The organism is Citrobacter sp. RHB35-C21, from assembly GCF_013816515.1.
Lineage (GTDB): Bacteria > Pseudomonadota > Gammaproteobacteria > Enterobacterales > Enterobacteriaceae > Citrobacter > Citrobacter braakii.
In genome coordinates this window covers 1048144-1065756 of the sequence record NZ_CP057147.1, presented here as the reverse complement: position 1 = coordinate 1065756, position 17613 = coordinate 1048144, and the positions used below count along the sequence as shown (strand labels likewise).

The following is a 17613-nucleotide window of genomic DNA, read 5'->3' as shown; positions in this document are numbered from 1 at the left end:
AACCCACGCCGAAGAACGCGATTTGAGACAAAAAAAACCGACGCACACGGGCGTCGGTTGTGACAGCATGAAGCCGGTTAGATAGCCACTGGCGCTTTAATACCAGGATGCGGATCGTAGCCTTCAATTTCGAAATCTTCGAAGCGATAGTCAAAGATAGATTCAGGCTTACGTTTGATGACCAGCTTCGGCAGCGCGCGCGGTTCGCGGCTAAGCTGCAGATGCGTTTGATCCATATGGTTGCTGTACAGGTGCGTGTCGCCGCCGGTCCAGACAAAATCACCCACTTCCAGATCACACTGCTGCGCCATCATGTGTACCAGTAAGGCGTAGCTGGCAATGTTAAACGGCAAACCGAGGAACACATCGCACGAACGCTGATACAGCTGGCAGGAGAGCTTGCCATCCGCCACGTAAAACTGGAAGAACGCGTGGCACGGCGCCAGCGCCATTTTATCCAGCTCACCGACGTTCCATGCAGAAACGATAATTCGGCGAGAGTCCGGGTCATTTTTGAGCTGGTTTAACACCGTGGTGATCTGGTCAATATGGCGACCATCTGGCGTAGGCCACGCACGCCACTGTTTGCCATAAACCGGCCCCAGATTACCGTTTTCATCCGCCCATTCGTCCCAGATTGAGACGTTGTTTTCATGCAGGTAGGCAACGTTGGTGTCGCCCTGCAAAAACCACAGCAGTTCATGAATGATCGAGCGTAAATGGCAGCGTTTAGTCGTAACCAGCGGGAACCCTTCCTGCAGATTAAAACGCATCTGATGACCAAAAATGGAAAGCGTTCCGGTTCCGGTACGGTCGTTTTTCTGTGTGCCTTCATCCAGCACTTTTTGCATCAGTTCTAAATACTGTTTCATGGTTCCTCAGGAAACGTGTTGCTGTGGGCTGCGGCGGTACGCCCAAACCATCATAATAATGCCTGCGACAATCATCGGGATTGAGAGGATCTGTCCCATGCTGATGTACTGTACCCAGGTGCCGGTAAACTGTGCATCCGGCTGGCGGAAGAATTCAACGATAATACGAAACGCGCCATAACCAATCAGGAACAGACCGGATACCGAGCCCATCGGGCGCGGTTTACGAATGTACAGATTAAGAATGATAAACAACACAACGCCTTCCAGGGCCATCTCATAAAGCTGTGAGGCATGGCGCGGCAGCGAGCCGTAGGTATCAAAAATAGACTGCCATTGCGGGTTAGTTTGCAGCAGTAAAATGTCTTCGGTACGGGAGCCCGGGAACAGCATGGCGTACTTGAAATTCGGATCAACGCGTCCCCACAGCTCACCGTTGATAAAGTTGCCCAAACGCCCTGCGCCCAGACCAAACGGAATTAGCGGGGCAATGAAATCAGAAACCTGGAAGAACGAACGCTTGGTGCGTTTGGCGAAGATAATCATCACCAGGATCACACCAATAAGCCCACCGTGGAAGGACATCCCGCCGTCCCAAACGCGGAACAGATACAGCGGGTTATCGAGGAATAACGGGAAGTTATAGAACAGTACGTAACCAATACGCCCTCCAAGGAAAACCCCGAGGAAGCCCGCATACAGTAGATTTTCTACTTCATTTTTGGTCCAGCCACTGCCCGGACGATTAGCACGGCGCGTCGCCAGCCACATCGCAAAAATAAACCCCACCAAATACATTAAGCCGTACCAGTGAAGCGCGACGGGTCCGATTGAGAAAATGACCGGATCGAAATCCGGAAAATGCAGATAGCTACTGGTCATCTGTCACCACAAGTTCTTGTTATTTCGCTGAAGTCAGACAGCAATTGATAAGCGCGCCTGCATAATGCAGGCGCTCCAAAGGTGCGAATGATAGCACATGGGGATCGCAGCGGATGCCGATTACAGTTAAAAGATATGTATACCTACTGTTACCAGCCCTCGATTCACAATCCCCCGCGAATCAGTCCCCCCATGCCACGGCGTTCCATAAAAGCCGCCACCTGATGGCGTACTTCTGTCGCCATCTGCGCTTCCAGGCTGCGTTGCGCCAGCGTTTGCGCCTCATCAAAATCGATATGGCGCAGCAGATATTTAACGCGAGCCACGGAACGACCGTTCATCGACAAATGGCGAAAACCCAGGCCGATCAGAATGGCCACGCACATCGGGTCGCCCGCCATTTCACCGCACAATCGCAAATCGATACCGCTTCTTTCGGCTTCCTGCGCAATCATCGCCAGCACACGTAACATACCCGGATGCAGGCTGTCATAAATGCTGGCCACCCGCGTATTGTTACGATCGACAGCCAGAATGTACTGGGTGAGATCGTTGGTTCCGACCGAGATAAAGTCTATCCGGTTTATCAGATGCGGCAGCATAAACACCATCGACGGAACTTCCAGCATGATGCCAATGCGCGGTTTTGGGATCGCGTAGCCGATCATCTCTTCCACTTCGCGTCCGGCGCGTTCAATCAAACGTCGCGCTTCGTCCACTTCATCAATGCTGGTGACCATCGGCAGCAAAATACTCAGGTTGCCGGTTGCCGCGTTGGCACGCAGCATGGCCCGAACCTGGATCAAAAAGATCTCCGGCTGATCGAGCGTTATGCGGATCCCACGCCAGCCAAGGCACGGGTTCTCTTCACTGATCGGCATGTAGGGCAGTTGTTTATCGGCGCCGACATCCAGCGTACGCAGGGTCACCGGCTTGTCGTTAAACATTTGCAGCATGCCCTGATACTGCGCAACCTGTTCTTCTTCCGAAGGAAAACCGCTTTGCAGCATGAACGGGATTTCGGTGCGATACAGGCCAATGCCATCGATCCGGCTCCCCAGCTTCTCTTCATGCTCCGGGCTGAGGCCCGCATTGAGCATCACCTTCACACGCTCGCCACTTTTCAACTGTGCTGGCTGGTTGACGTCATCTTCCGCCAGGCGGCTCAGCTCAATTTCTTCACTGATAAGACGCTGGTATTCCTGGATCAATACCGGTTCTGGATCGACCAGCAGTTCACCGCGATAACCGTCCACTACCAGCGTACGGCGATGTAACACCGATGGCTGGATATCGGCCCCCATGACGGTAGGGATACCCAGCGCACGAACCATAATAGCCGCATGAGAGTTGGCCGCGCCGTCCCGGACAACCACACCGACTAAGCGGTCCTGAGGAAGTTCCGCCAGCGTGGTGGCGGAAAGCTCATCCGCCACCAGCACAAAGCGCTCCGGCCAGGTATTCGGCCCCTGGATCGAGTCGTCAAGATGGAACAGTAGACGCTGGCCCAGCGCGCGTAAATCTCCGGCCCGCTCTTTGAGGTAGTTATCACTCAGCGCGGCAAACTGTTCGGCAAACTTTTCAATGATCGTTTTAACGGCCCACTCGGCCACCGAACCGTTATCCACTTCCGCAAACAGCTCACGGCGCAGACGAGTATCGGAAAGCAAGTGTGAGTAGAGATCAAAAATCGCCGCCGTTTCTTTTTGCGCCCCAGCGGTAAAGCGTTTGCTGTAGCGGCGGAATTCATTCGCCGCCTCTTCCAGCGCACCGGTGAGCCGCTCGCGCTCAAGCACCGGATCCAGCGTTGAAGCCTGATAGACCTGCTCCATCAGCGGCAGCGTCGCATCCTGCCAGCCTTCGGCTATTGCCACGCCAGGCGCGGCGGGCAATGCGCGGATGCGCGTTTGCCGATATTGGCCGAACAGTGCGTTTAGCTGCGACTGCGAAAGAATAGCCGCCATTTGCGTGGCGAGCGTGACGAGGAAAGACTCTTCACTTTCATCGTACTGGCGCAATTCGCGCTGCTGGACCACCAGCACACCTAACAGCTGACGGCGCTGAATAATCGGTACGCCTAAGAACGCACGAAAGCGCTCTTCTTTTACCGAAGGGATGTATTTAAAGCTGGGATGTTTTTGCGCATCGGCGAGGTTGATAGGTTCCGCCAGCCTGCCAACCAGGCCAACGATACCTTCATCAAACGCGAGTGCGACAGTACGACCACGCGGTTTCTTCAGTCCCCGGGTCGCCATGAGGTAATAACAACGTCGATCGTGATCGGCCAAGTAAACCGAACAGACCTCTGTATCCATCGCAAGACAGATGTCGGTAACCAGAATATTCAGCGCTTCATTCAGACGCGGAGCACTGGCCACCTTTTCGACTATTTCGCGCAGGCGGGTGAGCATAATTTGCGTAGCTTAACCTCTTTTACGTCTGTACGCAGGTGCGCTTTGCGGCTTAGGAGTGCTTTCCTGAAGCGCCATGACAACACTTGCGAATTCTTTCATCACCCTGCGATAGACATCGCGTTTAAATGACACCACCTGTCGAACCGGATACCAGTAACTCACCCAGCGCCAGCCGTCGAACTCAGGTGTACTGCTGGTTTGCATATTGATTTCAGCATCGCTGCTGACCAATTGCAGAAGAAACCATTTTTGTTTCTGGCCGATACAAACCGGCTTCGTGTCCCAACGCACCAAACGTTTCGGTAACTTGTAACGCAACCAGTTACGAGTAGAAGCAAGGATCCGTACATCTTTACGACTGAGACCCACTTCTTCAAAGAGTTCCCGGTACATCGCCTGCTCTGCTGTCTCTCCTGCATTTATCCCACCTTGCGGGAATTGCCAGGAGTGCTGACCAAATCGCCGGGCCCACATGACCTGCCCCTGGCGGTTACAAATTACTATCCCTACATTCGGGCGGTAGCCATCGTCATCAATCACCGGACTACCTCAATATAAACCTTATATACAAACGATTGTTTCACACTCCAGAGAGGCGGTAAACCACTCTGTTAAGGGCGCGATACTCTAATAACAATTGAATAACTCACAGCTAAGGGCGGAGTTATAAACAGAAGAAGGGCAAGCAAGGCGATTTTATTCACCTTTTCTGTGGATATAGTTGTGAAGAAGTACGGAATTACTATGGGAAAACCCAGAACAGTCCGAATAAGACATTCGTCACATATAAAAAATAGTCTTCTATATTCATAAAGTTAAAACCGTTCAGCGCAAATAAACCCATAGAAATGTGACGTATATCACGCACACGATCTTCAGGCTGATGAAAGATCGACCAGCGTTGGTTTTATCCACAGATTATGCCAATAAGTTAGGCACAATTTGTGTGAAAATTCGATTTTCGTCGCACGTCAAGGCTGTAAATTGAAACAGTAGTGGGGGTTTTTCACAGTTATCCCATCTTTCTGTGGATAACATGGTGTAAGATCCTGTTCATTGTCAGTGACCAGAATTGGAAAACCCGCTTCGCTGTTGCGCAACTCTGCGTATGTGAATCTAAAAACCAATATAAATCATAGAATTGAATAAAGCATGTGGAAAAAGATAAACTCTGTCCACACGGTATAAAATCTTTGCTCATTTTTTCACCTAAGGGTTAACCCGATGTCAGAACTCCATCCGCTGCTTTCTCCCCCTGAATCTGAAGCCCAGTTGTTGAGCCAGGCACAGCTGCTTTCGGGCTACGCGCTGGGAGAGTTGGCGGCAATGGCGGGACTCGTCGCCCCCAAGGATCTCAAGCGCGATAAAGGCTGGATTGGCGTGCTACTGGAAATCTGGCTCGGCGCCAGTGCGGGCAGCAAACCGGAGCAGGATTTTGCGGCGCTGGGCGTGGAGCTGAAAACAATCCCAGTGGATAGCCTTGGCAGACCGCTGGAAACCACCTTTGTGTGCGTGGCACCGTTAACCGGCAATACCGGCGTTACCTGGGAAACCAGCCATGTGCGGCACAAACTTAAACGCGTTCTGTGGATCCCGGTAGAAGGCGAACGCAGCATCCCGCTGGCGGAGCGCCGCGTCGGTTCTCCCCTGCTGTGGAGCCCGAATGAAGAAGAAGACCGGCAATTGCGTCTGGACTGGGAAGAGTTGATGGACATGATAGTGTTAGGCCACGTCGAACGCATCACTGCCCGCCATGGGGAAGTGCTACAGCTGCGTCCTAAAGCCGCCAACGCCCGAGCGCTTACCGAGGCCATTGGCGCCCATGGCGAACCCATCCTGACCCTACCACGCGGTTTTTACTTGAAAAAGAACTTCACGCGCGCATTGCTTGAGCGACATTTCTTGTTCCAGGCGCAATAGGCACCGTCCGGTCTTTCACCCGCCGCGTTACGGGCCTATAATTACCGCTTCTTTTTTTGGCAGGACTTTGTTCGATGTTATTTGCATGGATAACCGATCCTAACGCCTGGCTTGCGCTCGGTACGCTGACGCTGCTGGAGATCGTTCTTGGGATCGACAATATTATTTTCCTCTCTCTGGTTGTAGCCAAACTCCCGACAGCGCAACGCAATCATGCCCGACGTATTGGGCTTGCGGCGGCGATGATCATGCGTCTGGCACTGCTCGCCTCTATTGCCTGGGTAACGCGTCTGACAAACCCGCTATTCGAAGTGTTTGGCGAGGCAATATCAGCGCGCGACCTGATCCTTCTACTCGGGGGATTGTTCCTGATCTGGAAAGCCAGTAAGGAGATCCACGAATCCATTGAAGGTGAGGAAGAGGGGCTGAAAACCCGCGTTTCCTCTTTTCTGGGCGCGATTGTGCAGATCATGTTGTTAGACATAATCTTCAGCCTGGATTCCGTGATTACTGCGGTAGGCTTGTCCGATCATCTGTTTATCATGATGGCGGCAGTGGTGATTGCCGTGGGTGTGATGATGTTTGCTGCACGCCCGATTGGCGATTTTGTCGATCGCCATCCTTCGGTAAAAATGCTGGCGCTCTCGTTCCTGATTCTGGTCGGTTTCACGCTAATTCTGGAAAGTTTCGACGTCCACGTTCCGAAAGGATATATCTATTTCGCCATGTTCTTCTCTATTGCGGTAGAGACCCTGAACCTGTGGCGTAATAAAAAAAATCCGCTCTGATGAAATCCATCGCTCCCCGCACGGGGAGCGAATGCGCGCCACACCTACCTCTTCTCACAGTTTAAGATTTTACTGCTTTCGCCATGCACAACTTCGCGTTATTACTAAACTATTGTCAGATGCAGGCCATGTGAGGATAAGCAGATGAAAAAATGGGCAGTTTTGATTTCCGCCGTAGGACTGGCTTTTGCCGTTTCCGGATGCAGCAGTGATTATGTAATGGCGACAAAAGATGGTCGAATGATCCTGACCGATGGAAAACCAGAAATTGACGATGATACCGGTCTGGTGAGCTATCACGACCAGCAAGGCAATGCGATGCAGATTAATCGCGATGATGTGTCTCAAATCATTGAACGCTGATGGTTGAGGTCAGCAGCGCGCTGGCCTTAACAATTTTACTTCCCTTTTTCTCTTCCCTCAGCCATTTTTATAATCCTTATGTCGTGATTATAAAAAGGAAACGGCTATGCAATATCACCGTATACCCCACAGCTCGCTTGAAGTCAGTACACTGGGGCTGGGCACAATGACGTTTGGTGAACAAAACAGCGAAGCCGACGCACATGCACAGCTCGATTATGCCGTAGAACAAGGCATAAATTTGATCGACGTTGCCGAGATGTATCCGGTACCGCCGCGTCCTGAAACCCAGGGTCTCACCGAAACCTACGTAGGTAACTGGCTCGCCAAACACGGCAGCCGTGAAAAGCTAATCGTTGCTTCTAAGGTGAGTGGACCTTCACGTAACAACGACAGCGGTATTCGACCGAATCAGGCGCTGGACCGTAAAAATATCCGTGAAGCGCTGCACGACAGCCTGAAAAGACTGCAAACCGATTACCTGGATCTGTATCAGGTTCATTGGCCGCAGCGCCCGACCAACTGCTTTGGTAAGTTAGGCTACAGCTGGACGGACTCTGCGCCGGTGGTTTCGCTGCTGGATACGCTGGACGCGCTGGCAGAGTTTCAGCGCGCGGGGAAAATTCGCTACATCGGCGTGTCCAATGAAACCGCGTTTGGCGTGATGCGCTACCTGCACCTGGCGGACAAACACGATCTGCCGCGCATCGCCACCATCCAGAACCCCTACAGCCTGCTGAATCGCAGCTTTGAGGTTGGACTGGCGGAAGTGAGCCAGTATGAAGGCGTTGAACTGCTGGCCTACTCTTGCCTTGGCTTCGGTACATTAACCGGTAAATACCTGAACGGCGCGAAGCCTGCCGGTGCACGCAATACGCTGTTTAGCCGTTTCACGCGTTACAGCGGCGAGCAAACGCAAAAAGCCGTTGCGGCCTATGTGGATATCGCGAAACGCCATAATCTGGATCCTGCGCAAATGGCGTTGGCATTCGTGCGTCGTCAGCCGTTTGTCGCCAGCACCCTGCTGGGAGCCACGACGATGGAGCAGCTAAAAACCAACGTTGAAAGCCTGCATCTGGAGTTGAGCGAAGAAGTACTGGCAGAGATTGAAGCGGTGCATCAGGTGTATACCTATCCTGCACCGTGACGGTTAGTACCTGATGGCGCTACGCTTATCAGACCTACAAATTGCTGCTCTCTGTAGGCCAGATAAGGCGACGCTGCCATCCGGCACATTCATTGTTCACTCATCTCGTACCAGGCTGGCGGCGCTGCCAAATCCACAGCGCCGCAATCGCCAGCGCAAACAGCGCGCCGAATCCAATACCAATCGCTACCGCCGGGATCCCCACCAGCACTGCCAGTGAGTAAATCCCAAGCATCAGCAGCATCGCGCTGTTCTCGCCCAGGTTTTGCACCGCGATCGCATTACCCGCACCGACGCTTTTCTTGCCCCGCTCCTGCAGCAACGCATTCAGCGGTACCACAAAGAAGCCACCTGACACGCCGATAAGCATCAGCAACGCGTAAGCCGGAAGCAGCGCATGCTGAAGTGAGAAAATCAGCACCACGACGCCAATCAGGATCCCCGCTGGCATACAGCGCGACACGGTTTCCAGCGTCACCAGCTTCGCTGCCGCCCCCGCGCCTACGACAATCCCAATCGCTACCATGGCATTGAGGTAGGTCGGTGTAGCGTTATCGGTGATGCCGAGCGCCACCGGAACCCACAGCACCAGCAGAAAACGCAGCGTGACGCCCGCGCCCCAAAAAAGGCTGGTTCCGACCAACGAAAAACGAGTTTCACCGTTGCGCCACAGCGAAGAGGCGGCGCAGAAGAAACTGCGCGTCATTTTCCCCAGATGCCAGGATTGGCCAGGACGAGCCGCGGCCAGTTTCGGGATGTACAGGTTAGCCACCACGGCGCCAGCATAGGCCAGCGCACAGGCAGAAAGCGCGGCAATCACATGCCAGTCGGCCAGAACGCCACCAGCGACAGAACCGAGCAAAATCGCGGCGATAGTGGAGGCTTCCATCAGGCCGTTGGCTTTCACCAGTTTGTCACCGGTGGTCAGTTCACCGAGAATGCCATACTTGGCCGGTGAGTACGCGGCCGCGCCAATCCCCACCAGCGTATACCCGAGAAACGGATTAATGCCGAAGCAAATACTCGCCGCGCCCAGCAGTTTCAGGGCGTTCGCGAACATCATCACTCTGCCTTTGGCAAAGCTATCCGCCACCTGTCCAACAAATGGCGCAAACAGGATGTAAGCGCCCACAAACACCATTTGCAGGATTGGCTGGCTCCAGTCCGGATAAAATTGTTCCTTCAGCAGCGCCAGCGTAGCGAACAGCAGTGCGTTATCGCCAAACGCCGACAGAAACTGCGCGGCGATGACGGACATCATCCCTTTGGACCAGATTGAAGTGTTAGTATGCGCTGACTCAATCATGTTGTTTTTCCGGCTCATCGACCCAGCTTTTCAGCGTAACAAAATCCGGCTTACCGCTGCCGAGTAATGGGAGTTGCTTCAGGTGGCGAATATCACGCGGCACGGCAAGTTCAGGCACGCCATGCGCTCGCGCATACTGCTGTAGTTTTTCACGCGTGAGTTCGCTGTCGGTAGTGAACAGCACCAGCGCCTCACCTTTGCTGGCATCGCTCTTGATCGCCGTGGCGTGCATTTTGTCTGCAGATACCGCCAATGCCAGTTGCTCAACCATTTCCAGCGAGACCATCTCTCCGGCAATTTTAGCAAAACGCTTGGCGCGCCCCTGGATCTGTACAAAGCCGTTTTCATCAAAGCGGACGATGTCTCCGGTGTCATACCAGCCGCGCTCAATCTCACCCTGCGCATTTTCTGCCGTCGGCACTTCCAGCACGCCAGGTTTTTCGACGCGCAAATAGCCGCTCATAATATTCGGGCCTTTCAGTTGTAAACGCCCACCGTCCTCAATACCCGGAACAGCCAGCAGTCGGGCATCCATGCCAGGCAAGATGCGCCCTACCGTTCCTGATTTTGCCGCCATCGGCACATTGATCGACACAACCGGCGCACATTCCGTCACGCCATAGCCTTCAAGGACGCGCAGACCAAATTTCTCCTGCCATAGCTGCTTTGTGCTGTCTTGCAGTTTTTCCGCGCCTGCCACCACATAGCGCAGGCGGTGGAAATCGTACGGATGCGCGAAACGCGCATAGTTGCCGAGGAACGTTGAAGTACCAAACAACACGGTGCAGTTCCGGTCGTATACCAGCTCCGGCACAATACGGTAATGAAGCGGGCTGGGATAAAGAAACACTTCCGCACCGGTCAGTAGCGGCGTGAATAATCCCACCGTCAGGCCAAAGGAGTGGAACAGCGGCAGCGCCGACATGAAGCGGTCATCGGCGGTGAAATCGGCAATTGTTTTAATCTGCTCAACGTTCGCCAGAATACTCTTGTGGCTGTGGACCACGCCTTTCGGATGGCCTTCCGAACCAGACGTAAAGAGGATCACCGCAGCCTCTTCCGGTTGCTGTTTCACCTGCGCCAGATGCGGTGCCAGCAGATGTGAGAAAATCCACAGCTTATCGCTCAACTTCACATCGGCTTTTAAATCTTCCAGATAAACCCAGCGTACCTGGGTGAGCTGTTCCGGTAGATGCCAGAGTTTGCCTTTATCGAGAAACTGTCGGGAAGTGAAGATCGTTTTGATTTCAGACGCAGTAATGGCGCTGGTTAACCCTTTCACGCCCGCCGTGTAGTTCATCATGGCCGGAATGCGTCGACGCGCAATGGCACCAAAAATGACCGCCGCGCTGATCCCCGCATTTGGCAGCATCAGGCCGATTTTTTCACCTTCGGCGCTGTATTTTTCCAGAATACGGGCCACAAAGAGCGTCTTAGTCAGCAGTTTGCGGTAGCTGTCCGGCGTAAAGTTAACATCTTCAATGCAGTTTTTGCCCGCGCCAAAACGGTATTTTGCCGCCAGCAGCGACTCGTATAGCGTTTCACGCGGGCGTACCGCCATGCGAGCTTCCATCATAATTTGATGTAGCATTTCACCGGCGATTTTGCGGCGATCGCGCGCTCGCGGGGCTTCCGGCATTGGCATTTGAGTCGGCGGTAAAATGTGCAGTTGGATACGCGGGAAGAATCGCTGTTTAACCAGACCTTTCAGGCGGCTGAAGTGGGAAAGCTCTGCTCCCTCAATGCGGACAGGAACGACCGTCGCTCCCGACTTCGCGGCGACAAACCCGGCACCGTCATATATTTTCATCAACGAACCGGTGGTCGAAATGCGTCCTTCGGGAAAAATCACCACCGGACGGCCCTGCTCGACCAGACGGACCAGATGCTTAATCGACATCGGTTTGGTTGGGTCTAACGGCACGAAGTCAATCAGCGGGGTTAGCCAGCGCATATACCATTGCTGGCTGATCGAGGTGTAAACGGCGAAGACGGGACGAATCGGTAAAAATAGCGCCAGCAGGATGCCGTCTATAAATGAGACATGGTTGGGAGTGATTAGAACGCGTTCTCCCTGTAGCGCGCTGACATTGCCCGTGACGCGAACGCGGAAAAGCACGCGAAACAGATTACGAAAAAAGCCAAATAGCATCTCAACTCCCTGTGCCATTAATTATAGAAACATTAATGGTGGGAGAGTATACGAGTTGGGGAATGGGCGCGACAGGTAAACAGGTAAATACAGTCCGAAAAAAAACCTGCGCATCCGCGCAGGTCGGTGCAAGAGACAGGTACGAAGTGCGTACCGAATAATCTCACCAATCAATACCTCTGGGATCTTGATTGTGGTCGTCAGCAGCCAGATACGCCAGTACGAAAACGCAAAGGAATGAACCCAAATGCAACGAGTTGTGTAAATTATCGGTTACTGTTACAGATAGGCTGAAGGCAAAAAAAAACCTGCGCATCTGCGCAGGCTGGTGTAATTCTAGTGATCAACCCGAAAGTTGATTTCACCTATCAATACCTCTGGGATCCCAACTTTAGCAATCCGCTCAGTTCTCCCACCAGCGAACAATCGCAACAGCACATCGCAAAGTGTAAGCAAAAATTAGCATTTTCTATTTTCTGTCTTATCTTCGCTCGCGCGCGCTCACATTTGCGAGGTCCTGACGGGCAATCTGCTTGAACAGCCAGCCATTTTCCGTAACACTGACGGAATGTAAGCGTTTACCCACAACAGGTACTATCATGGCGACCATAAAGGATGTAGCCCGACTAGCTGGTGTATCAGTCGCCACCGTTTCTCGAGTGATCAATGATTCCCCCAAAGCCAGCGAAGCATCGCGTCTGGCCGTAACGAGTGCAATGGAATCACTCAGCTACCACCCCAATGCGAATGCGCGTGCACTGGCGCAACAATCCACTGAAACCATCGGCCTGGTCGTTGGTGATGTGTCCGATCCATTCTTTGGGGCAATGGTTAAAGCTGTCGAGCAGGTGGCCTATAACACCGGGAATTTTTTGCTGATTGGCAACGGCTACCATAATGAACAGAAGGAACGTCAGGCGATTGAACAGCTCATTCGCCACCGCTGCGCGGCCCTTGTTGTCCATGCCAAAATCATCCCGGATGCGGATTTGGCTTCATTAATGAAGCAAATCCCCGGCATGGTATTGATTAACCGAATTCTGCCGGGATTCGAACAACGCTGCGTTGCCCTCGATGACCGTTTCGGCGCATGGCTCGCTACCCGACACCTTATTCAACAGGGCCATACGCGCATTGGCTACCTGTGTTCCAATCACAGTATTTCTGATGCGGAAGATCGTCTGCAAGGCTATTACGACGCGCTGTCGGAGAGCAATATACCGGTAAGCGATCGACTGGTGACGTTCGGCGAACCGGATGAAAGCGGCGGTGAACAGGCCATGACCGAGTTACTTGGTCGTGGCAAAAACTTCACTGCGGTAGCCTGCTACAACGACTCAATGGCGGCTGGCGCCATGGGCGTATTGAATGATAACGGCATTGATGTGCCGGGAGAAATCTCGCTGATTGGCTTTGATGATGTGCTGATTTCCCGCTATGTGCGCCCACGTCTGACCACGGTACGCTATCCCATCGTGACGATGGCAACCCAGGCCGCTGAACTGGCGCTCGCGTTGGCGGAGAAGCGACCCGCACCTGAAATTACCCACGTCTTTAACCCAACTCTGGTGCGTCGCCATTCCGTTTCGGCGCTGACAGAGCCGGGGAACTCATCGTCAAACGATTAACCAGGATTGCGTCATGACTACGATGTTGGACGTTTCACGACACGCAGGCGTCTCAAAAGCGACCGTTTCGCGCGTACTAAATGGAACGGGTCAGGTAAAAGAGAGCACGCGCCAGAAAGTGTTCAAGGCCATGCAGGCACTCGATTATCGGCCCAACTTTTTAGCGCGCTCTTTGGCGAATCGCACCAGCAACAGCATTGGCCTGGTGGTTTCCACATTTGATGGATTCTACTTTGGCCGCCTGCTGCAACAGGCCTCGCGCCAGACGGAGTCTCACGGCAAGCAGTTGATCGTCACCGATGGTCACGACACGCCGGAGCGTGAGCAGGAAGCCGTGCAAATGCTGGCCGACAGGCAGTGCGACGCCATTATTCTCTATACCCGCTATATGAGTGAAACGGCGATTATGTCGCTGATGAACAGCATTGCGATGCCCTTGCTGGTCATCAACCGTGATGTCAGTCAGGCCCGCGATCGCGCGATTTTCTTTGAGCAGGAAGACGCGGCGTATCAGGCGGTCAATTATCTGATCTCGCAGGGGCACAGCGATATTGCTTGTATCACCGTGCCAGGCCATACGCCTACCGGTAAATCCCGCCTGATGGGGTATCGTAAGGCTCTGGAAAAAAACGGTATTCCCTGGGATCCTGATAAGGTTAAATACGGCGACTCCACGATGACGCGAGGCTATGAAGCCTGTCGAGAACTGCTGGAGGAAGGGGTGAAATTCAGCGCCCTGTTCGCCTGTAACGATGACATGGCATTAGGTGCATCAAAAGCGTTACATCAGGCCGGACTGAGGATCCCGACGGACGTCTCGCTGTTTGGTTTTGATGATGCGCCCAGCGCCAAATGGCTGGAACCGGGGTTATCTACCGTTTATCTGCCGATTGATACCATGATAACCACGGCAATCGACCAGGCTATACGTCTGGCCAACGGTGAGAGCGTGGAGCCGATCCCTCCGTTTACCGGCAAACTGGTATTACGTGACTCAGTAACGCTCGGACCGTACTTTAAGTAATATGAAAAAGAGCCGGATAGTGACGCAAGCACCTTATCCGGCCAGCTTTACTCAGATTAATTCCAGCGCTAACAGCTCATCAATGGTCTGGCGACGACGAATCATTCGCGCCACGCCGTTATCAAACAAGACCTCCGGCAGCAGCGGGCGGCTATTGTAGTTTGACGACATTGACGCTCCGTACGCCCCGGTATCATGCAAAACCAGATAATCACCCGGCACCACCGCAGGCAACAGACGGGTTTCCACATTTCCGCCTTCCTGCTGGGTAAACACGTCGCCTGATTCGCACAACGGTCCGGCCACCACGGTCTCTCGTTGAGGAGTTTGTTGCAGAGAACGACCATCTCCCGCCAGCGCGGAGATATGGTGATAGCTACCGTACATGGCCGGGCGCATCAGATCGTTGAAGCCCGCATCGATCAGCACAAAGTGACGGCTGCCCATCTCTTTTACGCTGCGCACCTGCGCCACTAACACGCCGGCTTCCGCGACCAGGAAACGCCCTGGTTCGATCTCCAGTTTGACGGCATGACCCAGATGACGCGCAATACTATCGCGCGCGGCGTTCCACAATCCAAAATAGTGATCGGTGTCGATCGCCTCTTCACCTTCGCGATACGGGATTGATAAACCGCCGCCTGCGGAGATCGCTTCCAGATCCTGACCAAATTCCACCACCTGACGCACCATCGCGCCGCACACCTGCTCCAGATGCGCGTAGTCCACGCCAGAGCCGATATGCATATGAATACCCACCAACTTCAGCTTATAGCGCTGAATTACCTCCAGCGCCGCCGGAAGATCGCTGTACCAGATGCCGTGCTTGCTGTTCTCTCCCCCGGTATTGGTTTTCTGACTGTGTCCATGCCCAAAGCCAGGGTTTACGCGGAGCCAGACGCGATGGCCCGGCGAGAGCTGGCCCAGTTGTTCCAGCATATCGACCGACCCGGCATTTACCGGAATGCTCAATTCATGCACCCGGGCGAGCGTCGCTTCATCAATCATATCGGCGGTAAAGACAATCTCATCTTTGCCCGGTACAAAACCTGCCGCCAGCGCGCGTTCAATTTCGCCAAGCGAGACGGAATCGACCTTCACGCCCTGCTCGCGCATCAGGCGCAAAATATGAATATTCGAACATGCCTTCTGGGCAAAACGCACCACGTCAAACTGACTCAGTTTGGCAATCTGCGCGCGAATAATCTGCGCATCATAGACCCACACCGGGCAGCCGAATTCGGCAGGCAGGCGCAACAGGTTGTCGGCGGTCAGGTCAGTGTCTGTGTTGTTGAGTGGGCGTGGCATGGCGTGCTCCGGTATTGGCTTTTTTATGATTACGCCACAGCTCAAAAAGAATAAAAAATATCGTTTTATCTTGAGTCTATGCAAAAATGATATGGATTAGCTCATTCGAGGATTGCTTATGCCTGCGGTTAACCTGCGTCACATTGAAATTTTTCACGCCATCATGACCGCAGGCAATCTGACGGAGGCCGCGCGCATGCTACATACCTCTCAGCCCACCGTCAGTCGGGAACTGGCCCGATTCGAAAAAGTCCTGGGATTAACGCTGTTTGAACGCACGCGTGGGCGACTGCATCCAACCGTGCAAGGCTTACGTCTGTTTGAAGAGGTACAACGTTCGTGGTACGGCCTGGACAGAATTGTGAGCGCCGCCGAAAGCCTGCGCGAATTTCGTCAAGGTGAATTGTCGATTGTTTGCCTGCCGGTATTTTCGCAGTCCTTTTTACCGCCGCTGCTGCAGCCATTTCTCGCGCGCTATCCGCAGGTCAACATTCAGATCGTGCCGCAGGAGTCACCACTGTTGGAAGAGTGGCTGTCGGCGCAGCGCCACGATCTGGGGTTAACGGAAACGCTGCATACGCCAGCCGGAACGAAACGCACCGAATTGCTGGCGCTGGATGAAGTGTGTGTACTGCCGCAGGGGCATCCGCTGACCGAGAAAGCGGTATTAACGCCGCAGGATTTTCAGGGAGAGAACTATATCAGCCTGTCGCGGACCGACAGTTACCGTCAGCTATTGGACACCCTGTTTAACGAACATCAGGTGAAGCGCCGCATGGTGATTGAAACCCACAGCGCCGCTTCAATTTGTGCAATGGTGCGGGCGGGCGTGGGGATCTCGGTGGTAAACCCACTGACCGCGCTGGATTATGCCAGCAGCGGAGTGGTTATCCGCCGCTTCAGTATTTCGGTACCCTTTACGGTCAGCCTGATCCACCCACTTCATCGCCCTGCCTCGGCGCTGGTCGATGCTTTTACGGCGCATCTGCAAGCCCAACTCCCGAGGCTTATCGATCCACTGGAGGCTATTTTGTATCCACAGACGAAAGCATAAACGCCACCGCATCTTGCGCATGGATTGCCGCGGTGTCGAAAACCGGTAATGGACTTAGCTCGGCTGGAACCAGCAGACCAATCTCGGTACAGCCAAAGATAACCCCTTGAGCGCCCTGTTTAGCCAACTGATCAATTACGCTCAGGTAGTAGTCGCGGGAAGCGTTGCTGAACTCACCGAGGCACAGCTCGTCGAAAATAATCTGGTTTATTTTCTGACGATCATCAGCCTCAGGAATAAGCGTGCTAATACCAAATTCAGTCTGTAGGCGCCCGCGGTAAAAATCCTGCTCCATGGTGTAGCGCGTACCCAGTAGCGCCACGTTGCTCATCTGTTGTTTTTGTATGGCCCGCCCCGTCGCATCGGCAATATGCAGGAACGGCACGTCACAGGCGGTTTCAATCGCCTCAGCAACTTTGTGCATGGTGTTGGTACACAACACAATCCCCTCCGCTCCGGCTTGCTGAAGCCCTGCGGCGGCCTGCGCGAGGATCTCCCCAGCCCGCTGCCAGTCACCGCCAGACTGACAGGCTTCGATCTCGTGAAAATCTACGCTGTGCAACAGAATCTGTGCCGAGTGCAGGCCACCCAGACGCTGTTTTACCCCTTCATTAATGAGTCGATAATAAGGAATGGTGGATTCCCAGCTCATACCGCCTAACAGGCCGATCGTTTTCATCATTTCCCCTGATTTGTTGTTATCTCTCCAGTGAACCAAAGATGTGATCAACTTTCCACATCTGTTGGCGTGCATT

Annotated in this window: 15 protein-coding genes; 7 read left to right on the top strand and 8 right to left on the bottom strand. The window is 53.6% G+C overall.

All coding sequences use genetic code 11. The annotated features are described in order from the left end of the window. Nucleotides 1-77 precede the first annotated feature (77 nt). From thyA to rppH, 4 genes are all read right to left on the bottom strand, one after another. Nucleotides 78-872 carry a thymidylate synthase gene (gene thyA, locus HVZ39_RS05220; protein WP_003033990.1) on the bottom strand — a complete coding sequence of 265 codons (795 nt, stop codon included), beginning with the start codon at nt 870-872 and terminating at the stop codon, nt 78-80. Nucleotides 873-878: 6 nt separating this feature from the next. Continuing rightward, nucleotides 879-1754 (bottom strand): prolipoprotein diacylglyceryl transferase, encoded by an 876-nt coding sequence (lgt, locus tag HVZ39_RS05215; RefSeq protein ID WP_003825606.1) that lies wholly within the window; start codon nt 1752-1754, stop codon nt 879-881. A gap of 164 nt (nt 1755-1918) precedes the next feature. Beyond that, nucleotides 1919-4165, bottom strand: a complete 2247-nt coding sequence (ptsP, locus tag HVZ39_RS05210; RefSeq protein ID WP_016157379.1) for a phosphoenolpyruvate--protein phosphotransferase — start codon at nt 4163-4165, stop codon at nt 1919-1921. Nucleotides 4166-4177: 12 nt separating this feature from the next. Further along, complete coding sequence (gene rppH, locus HVZ39_RS05205; RefSeq protein ID WP_003825602.1) at nt 4178-4708, bottom strand: RNA pyrophosphohydrolase; 531 nt, start codon at nt 4706-4708, stop codon at nt 4178-4180. A 684-nt stretch (nt 4709-5392) separates the two neighbouring features. On the opposite strand from rppH, the gene mutH reads away from it, so the two are divergent. The 4 genes from mutH to HVZ39_RS05185 all read left to right on the top strand — a co-directional run bounded on the left by mutH (nt 5393) and on the right by HVZ39_RS05185 (nt 8386). Further along, nucleotides 5393-6088 (top strand): DNA mismatch repair endonuclease MutH, encoded by a 696-nt coding sequence (mutH, locus tag HVZ39_RS05200; protein ID WP_016157380.1) that lies wholly within the window; start codon nt 5393-5395, stop codon nt 6086-6088. A gap of 74 nt (nt 6089-6162) precedes the next feature. Continuing rightward, entirely contained in the window at nt 6163-6876 is a 714-nt protein-coding gene (locus HVZ39_RS05195) for a TerC family protein (protein ID WP_016154277.1), read from the top strand. Nucleotides 6877-7020: 144 nt separating this feature from the next. After that, nucleotides 7021-7239, top strand: coding sequence for a lipoprotein YgdR (ygdR, locus tag HVZ39_RS05190; protein ID WP_000758660.1), 219 nt, complete (start codon nt 7021-7023; stop codon nt 7237-7239). Between the two features lie 106 nt (nt 7240-7345). Beyond that, nucleotides 7346-8386: an NADP(H)-dependent aldo-keto reductase gene (locus tag HVZ39_RS05185; protein WP_016154278.1), complete on the top strand. Its 1041-nt coding sequence runs from the start codon at nt 7346-7348 to the stop codon at nt 8384-8386. 100 nt (nt 8387-8486) lie between these two features. Here the strand turns inward: HVZ39_RS05185 and lplT are convergent, their stop codons facing one another. Next, the gene (gene lplT / locus HVZ39_RS05180) at nt 8487-9692 is read right to left on the bottom strand and encodes a lysophospholipid transporter LplT (protein ID WP_016154279.1); all 1206 of its coding nucleotides are present in this window, start codon (nt 9690-9692) and stop codon (nt 8487-8489) included. After that, nucleotides 9685-11844: a bifunctional acyl-ACP--phospholipid O-acyltransferase/long-chain-fatty-acid--ACP ligase gene (gene aas, locus HVZ39_RS05175; RefSeq protein WP_049269337.1), complete on the bottom strand. Its 2160-nt coding sequence runs from the start codon at nt 11842-11844 to the stop codon at nt 9685-9687. The genes lplT and aas overlap by 8 nt, the downstream gene beginning before the upstream one ends. Before the next feature lie 599 nt (nt 11845-12443). Here aas and galR point away from each other — a divergent pair. Both galR and HVZ39_RS05165 read left to right on the top strand, forming a co-directional pair. Next, the gene (gene galR / locus HVZ39_RS05170) at nt 12444-13472 is read left to right on the top strand and encodes an HTH-type transcriptional regulator GalR (protein WP_181633300.1); all 1029 of its coding nucleotides are present in this window, start codon (nt 12444-12446) and stop codon (nt 13470-13472) included. Nucleotides 13473-13485: 13 nt separating this feature from the next. Beyond that, complete coding sequence (locus HVZ39_RS05165) at nt 13486-14496, top strand: LacI family DNA-binding transcriptional regulator (RefSeq protein ID WP_016157383.1); 1011 nt, start codon at nt 13486-13488, stop codon at nt 14494-14496. Between the two features lie 51 nt (nt 14497-14547). Here the strand turns inward: HVZ39_RS05165 and lysA are convergent, their stop codons facing one another. Beyond that, nucleotides 14548-15804, bottom strand: a complete 1257-nt coding sequence (lysA, locus tag HVZ39_RS05160; RefSeq protein WP_101700189.1) for a diaminopimelate decarboxylase — start codon at nt 15802-15804, stop codon at nt 14548-14550. Between the two features lie 118 nt (nt 15805-15922). On the opposite strand from lysA, the gene HVZ39_RS05155 reads away from it, so the two are divergent. Further along, the gene (locus HVZ39_RS05155; protein ID WP_016154283.1) at nt 15923-16858 is read left to right on the top strand and encodes a LysR family transcriptional regulator; all 936 of its coding nucleotides are present in this window, start codon (nt 15923-15925) and stop codon (nt 16856-16858) included. On the opposite strand, the gene HVZ39_RS05150 is transcribed toward HVZ39_RS05155, so the two are convergent. Beyond that, entirely contained in the window at nt 16830-17537 is a 708-nt protein-coding gene (locus HVZ39_RS05150) for an aspartate/glutamate racemase (RefSeq protein ID WP_016154284.1), read from the bottom strand. The genes HVZ39_RS05155 and HVZ39_RS05150 overlap by 29 nt on opposite strands. Between the last annotated feature and the right edge of the window lie 76 nt (nt 17538-17613).